At 59.1% G+C, this 4267-nt stretch carries 6 protein-coding genes; 4 read left to right on the top strand and 2 right to left on the bottom strand.

All coding sequences use genetic code 11. The features are described from left to right. Both PROAA_RS17830 and ybaK read left to right on the top strand, forming a co-directional pair. On the top strand, positions 1-1129 hold a 1129-nt coding region (locus PROAA_RS17830; protein WP_186412640.1), incomplete at its 5' end, for a putative bifunctional diguanylate cyclase/phosphodiesterase. A gap of 72 nt (positions 1130-1201) precedes the next feature. Then, a complete protein-coding gene (gene ybaK, locus PROAA_RS17825) occupies positions 1202-1690 on the top strand; it encodes a Cys-tRNA(Pro) deacylase (RefSeq protein WP_186412639.1) in 489 nt (162 codons plus the stop codon). A gap of 2 nt (positions 1691-1692) precedes the next feature. Here the strand turns inward: ybaK and PROAA_RS17820 are convergent, their stop codons facing one another. Then, positions 1693-2049, bottom strand: coding sequence for a dihydroneopterin aldolase (locus PROAA_RS17820; protein ID WP_186412638.1), 357 nt, complete (start codon positions 2047-2049; stop codon positions 1693-1695). A 135-nt stretch (positions 2050-2184) separates the two neighbouring features. Between PROAA_RS17820 and plsY the strand changes: the two genes are divergently transcribed. Further along, positions 2185-2817, top strand: coding sequence for a glycerol-3-phosphate 1-O-acyltransferase PlsY (gene plsY / locus PROAA_RS17815; RefSeq protein ID WP_186412637.1), 633 nt, complete (start codon positions 2185-2187; stop codon positions 2815-2817). On the opposite strand, the gene tsaD is transcribed toward plsY, so the two are convergent. Then, the gene (gene tsaD, locus PROAA_RS17810) at positions 2806-3831 is read right to left on the bottom strand and encodes a tRNA (adenosine(37)-N6)-threonylcarbamoyltransferase complex transferase subunit TsaD (protein ID WP_186412636.1); all 1026 of its coding nucleotides are present in this window, start codon (positions 3829-3831) and stop codon (positions 2806-2808) included. The genes plsY and tsaD overlap by 12 nt on opposite strands. 133 nt (positions 3832-3964) lie before the next feature. Between tsaD and rpsU the strand changes: the two genes are divergently transcribed. Further along, positions 3965-4177, top strand: coding sequence for a 30S ribosomal protein S21 (gene rpsU, locus PROAA_RS17805; protein ID WP_186412635.1), 213 nt, complete (start codon positions 3965-3967; stop codon positions 4175-4177). Positions 4178-4267 lie beyond the last annotated feature (90 nt).

The following is a 4267-nucleotide window of genomic DNA, read 5'->3' as shown; positions in this document are numbered from 1 at the left end:
GCGTCTCAAAGCCAGCATTCGCGAGGGGGATACCGTGGCGCGTCTGGGCGGCGACGAGTTCGTCGTAATCCTTGAAGATCTCGACGAGTCCGATGCCGCCCCGAGGCAGGCTGAAAGCGTAGCTGAGAAAATTCTGGCCAGGTTGCGCTATCCCTATCAGCTCGATCTGGCTCGGGCCGACGGCTCGCCGGGCAGCCGCAGCCACCACTGCACGTCGAGCATCGGCATCAGCCTGTTCCGCGATCATTCGATCCAGGGCGATGATCTGATGAAACGTGCGGACCTGGCGATGTATCAGGCCAAGGCCGCCGGCCGCAACACGATCCGTTTTTTCGATCCCGGCATGCAGGCGGCCGTGACCGAGCGTGTTGTCATGGAGGCGGATCTGCGCAAGGCGATTGCCGACCAGCAGTTCCTTTTGCACTATCAGGTGCAGATCGACGTATCAGGCCGGGCAATCGGCGCCGAAGTGCTGCTGCGTTGGCAACACCCCGAACGCGGAATGGTGTCGCCGGCCGAGTTCATCCCGCTGGCCGAAGAGACAGAGTTGATTCTGCCGCTCGGCCTGTGGGTTCTTGAGACCGCCTGCCGGCAATTGAGCATCTGGGCAGGAATGCCGGAAACCGCCCACCTGACCCTAGCCGTGAACGTCAGCGCCCGCCAGTTCCGTCAGCCGGATTTCGCCGATCAAATCCTGGCTGTTCTCAACGACAGCAAAGCCGATCCGGCAAAGCTGAAGCTGGAACTGACCGAGAGCCTGCTGCTCGATGACGTCGACAGAATCATCGCCAAGATGGAAATACTCAGGGCCAAAGGCGTCGGTTTTTCGCTGGATGACTTCGGCACCGGTTATTCCTCACTTGCTTACCTGAAGCGCCTGCCCTTGAGCCAATTGAAGATCGACCAGTCCTTTGTCCGTGACGTAACGACCAACCCGAACGCTGCCGCGATCGCCAGAACTGTCGTGGCTTTGGCCCAGAATCTCGAACTCGGCGTCATCGCCGAAGGCGTCGAGACGGAAGCGCAACGGGACTTTCTGGCTCAAGCCGGCTGTTTTAACTATCAAGGCTATTTCTTCGGCCGCCCCTTGCCCATCGAGGACTTCGAGTCGCTTTTGAAACAGGTTTAGTTCTCGGCTGCTGAAACACTGCCGTCCTCGGTCTACTATGCTGTCTTAAGAAATAACTTTGGCGGAAACAACATGAAATCCGAGAACGCCCCCGATACACCAGCGACGAAATTTCTGCGCCAGCACGGCATTGCCCACTCGAACCATCTGTACGACTATGAAGAGCATGGCGGCACGGGTGTCTCGTCGCGCGAGCTCAATGTCGACGAACACGCCGTGGTCAAGACGCTGGTCATGGAAGACGAGACGGCGAAGCCCTTGATTGTCTTGATGCATGGCGATCGCAAAGTGTCGACCAAGGAACTGGCCAGACAGATCGGTTGCAAGAAGATCGAGCCCTGCAAGCCGGAGGTCGCAAACCGGCATACCGGTTTTCTGGTTGGCGGGACCAGCCCGTTCGGCACCAGGAAGAAATTGCCGATATACATTCAGAAGAGCATCCTCGATCTGCCGCTGATCTACATCAACGGAGGCCGGCGCGGGTTCCTGGTCGGCGTGCATCCGCACGACTTGATGCGTGCGCTGTCGCCAACCGTTGTCGATGTGGCGCTGAAAGGCTGAAATCAGGTGGGGAAGCCGCGCTCGATGACCACACCGACACGCCGCACGCCACGCATCATGCCAAGCTTGGCAATCGAAACGCGAACCCAGTTTGCGCCGAAGTCTTTAAGCAAAAGGTCGGCAACATATTCAGCGAGTTTTTCGAGCAGGTTGAAATGACGAACCGCCAAGTCGGTGCGCAGGCGGTCGACGACCGCTGCGTAGTCAATGGTGTCTCCGATATCGTCACTGGTGCCAGCGTTGGCAGTTGAAACGCCAATCTGCAACGAAATCTCGACCGTTTGCGGCATCGCCTTTTCGCGCGGGTAGATCCCGATCAGCGTCGAGAGTCGTAGGTCGTCGATGAAGATGATGTCCATCTGGGAATGTGCCTGCTCGGTGTAGAATCGTTGGCCGCCTGGAAGGACTGAGTCAGATGACAGGCCGGCAGTGTGCGTAGTGTGCGCATTCTAACCCAGCCATCTTTCCACACTTCGAGTTTCCGGGGTTCGTCCATGTCCAACGTTTTGATCGTCTTGTCTGCCGTTGTTGCCGCTTATCTTCTGGGTTCCATTCCGTTTGCCGTGGTTTCCAGCCGGCTTTTCGGGCTGGCTGACCCACGCAGCTACGGTTCTAAGAACCCGGGTGCCACCAATGTGCTGCGCAGCGGCAACAAGATTGCCGCTGCAACAACGCTGCTCGGCGATCTGGCCAAGGGCTGGCTGGCGGTTTTTCTGGCCCGGAAATACGGCGCCGACTATGGCTTGAAAGAAGCCTATGTCGGATTGGTCGCGCTTGCCGTCTTCTTTGGGCACCTGTACCCGGTGTTCCTGAAATTCAAGGGTGGCAAAGGCGTCGCCACGGCGGCCGGCGTGTTGCTGGCCATCGATCCACGGCTTGGGCTGGCGACGCTTGCGACCTGGCTCATTGTCTTGTATGCACTGCGCTATTCTTCCCTTGCAGCGCTGGTTGCGGCAGCCGCTGCACCACTCTTCGCTTTTTTCCTCTGGGGCAGCAATGTGCTGTTGCTGACGGTCTGCATCATCGCAATGGCTCTGATCGGCAAGCACTGGTCAAATCTGCAGCGGCTGATGGCGGGTGCCGAGCCAAAGATCGGCGCCAAGAAACAGCTCCGATCAGGCCGTTAATTCAGCCAGCGGCCAGCGCGGTCGAACGGCGAACGCGCCGGCTGGCTTGATCGAAGCCCCGGCTTGAAAGCGCAAAGCGCCGGCCAACGCAATCATGGCGCCGTTGTCGGTGCAAAACTCAAGCGCCGGGTAAAAGACGGAAATCGCCGCGTTCGCCGCCTGCGTATCGAGCCGTCGGCGCAGTTCGCGGTTGGCGCCAACGCCACCGGCAACGACCAGCCGTTTCAGGCCACTGTCCGTCACGGCGCGCAGCGATTTGTGGACCAGAACTTCGACAATGGCGTCCTGGAAGCCGCGCGCAATGTCGGCACGTTGTTGCTCGCTGGGCGCGCCGATTTCGCGCACTTTGGTCAGCACGGCGGTTTTCAGACCGCTGAAACTGAAGTTCAGATCGCCTGAGCGCAACATCGGGCGCGGCAGTTTGACCACGTCCGGATGACCAGACTCAGCCAGCTCGGCCAGCTCCGCACCGCCGGGGTAAGGAATGCCCAGCATTTTGGCTGTCTTGTCGAAGGCTTCGCCGGCGGCATCGTCCAGTGTTTCACCGAGCAATTGGTACTCGCCGACACCATTGACCTGCATCAACTGGCTGTGCCCCCCGGAGACAAGCAGGGCAATGAAGGGGAACTGTGGCGGCCGACTCGACAGTAGCGGCGAAAGCAAATGTCCTTCAAGATGATGTACCGGTACGGTCGGAATGCCGAGCGAAGCGGCCAGACCTTCCGCAAACGCGGCGCCGACCAGCAAGGCGCCAGCCAGTCCGGGGCCCTGTGTGTAAGCGACGGCATCAAGCTCGTTAAGCGAGCGCCCGCTATCGGCCAATACCTTGCGCAGCAAAGGCACGACATGCCGGATATGGTCTCGAGAGGCGAGTTCCGGAACCACGCCACCGTATTCCTGGTGCATCAGCACTTGAGAGTGCAGCGCGTGCGACAGTAGCGCACCGCCAGCATCGGTGTTGTAAAGCGCAATACCTGTCTCGTCGCAGGAGGATTCAATTCCAAGAATCAGCATGGGCGGCATTCTAACCTGTCGCCCACCGCCCCCGGACAAAACAGGAACAAAGCGCTTGGTATTTGCGCCCGCCTTTGTTTATAATGCCCGGCTCAGTTGCAAACTGTCGATTTTTGAAATTAGGATAGAGTTGATGACCGCCATTCGCCTGAAGGAAAATGAGCCGTTCGAAGTAGCGATTCGCCGTTTCAAGCGCACCGTTGAAAAAACCGGTCTGCTGACCGAGTTGCGCGCCCGCGAGTTCTACGAAAAACCCACTGCAGAGCGCAAGCGCAAGCTGGCTGCGGCAGTGAAGCGCCATCACAAGCGCATGCGCAGCCAGACCCTGCCGCCAAAGCTTTTCTAATACCGGATTGCAGTCTGCCGATCAGCCGCCCGTTTTGCGATGGGCGGCTTTTGGCATTTCTGGCCTCGTGGCCGCCTGATGTCCGGATGC

Source organism: Candidatus Propionivibrio aalborgensis (assembly GCF_900089945.1).
In the GTDB taxonomy this organism is placed as follows: Bacteria; Pseudomonadota; Gammaproteobacteria; order Burkholderiales; family Rhodocyclaceae; genus Propionivibrio; species Propionivibrio aalborgensis.
Note: the sequence above shows the minus strand (reverse complement) of the source record. Positions and strands in the feature narration are given on the sequence as shown.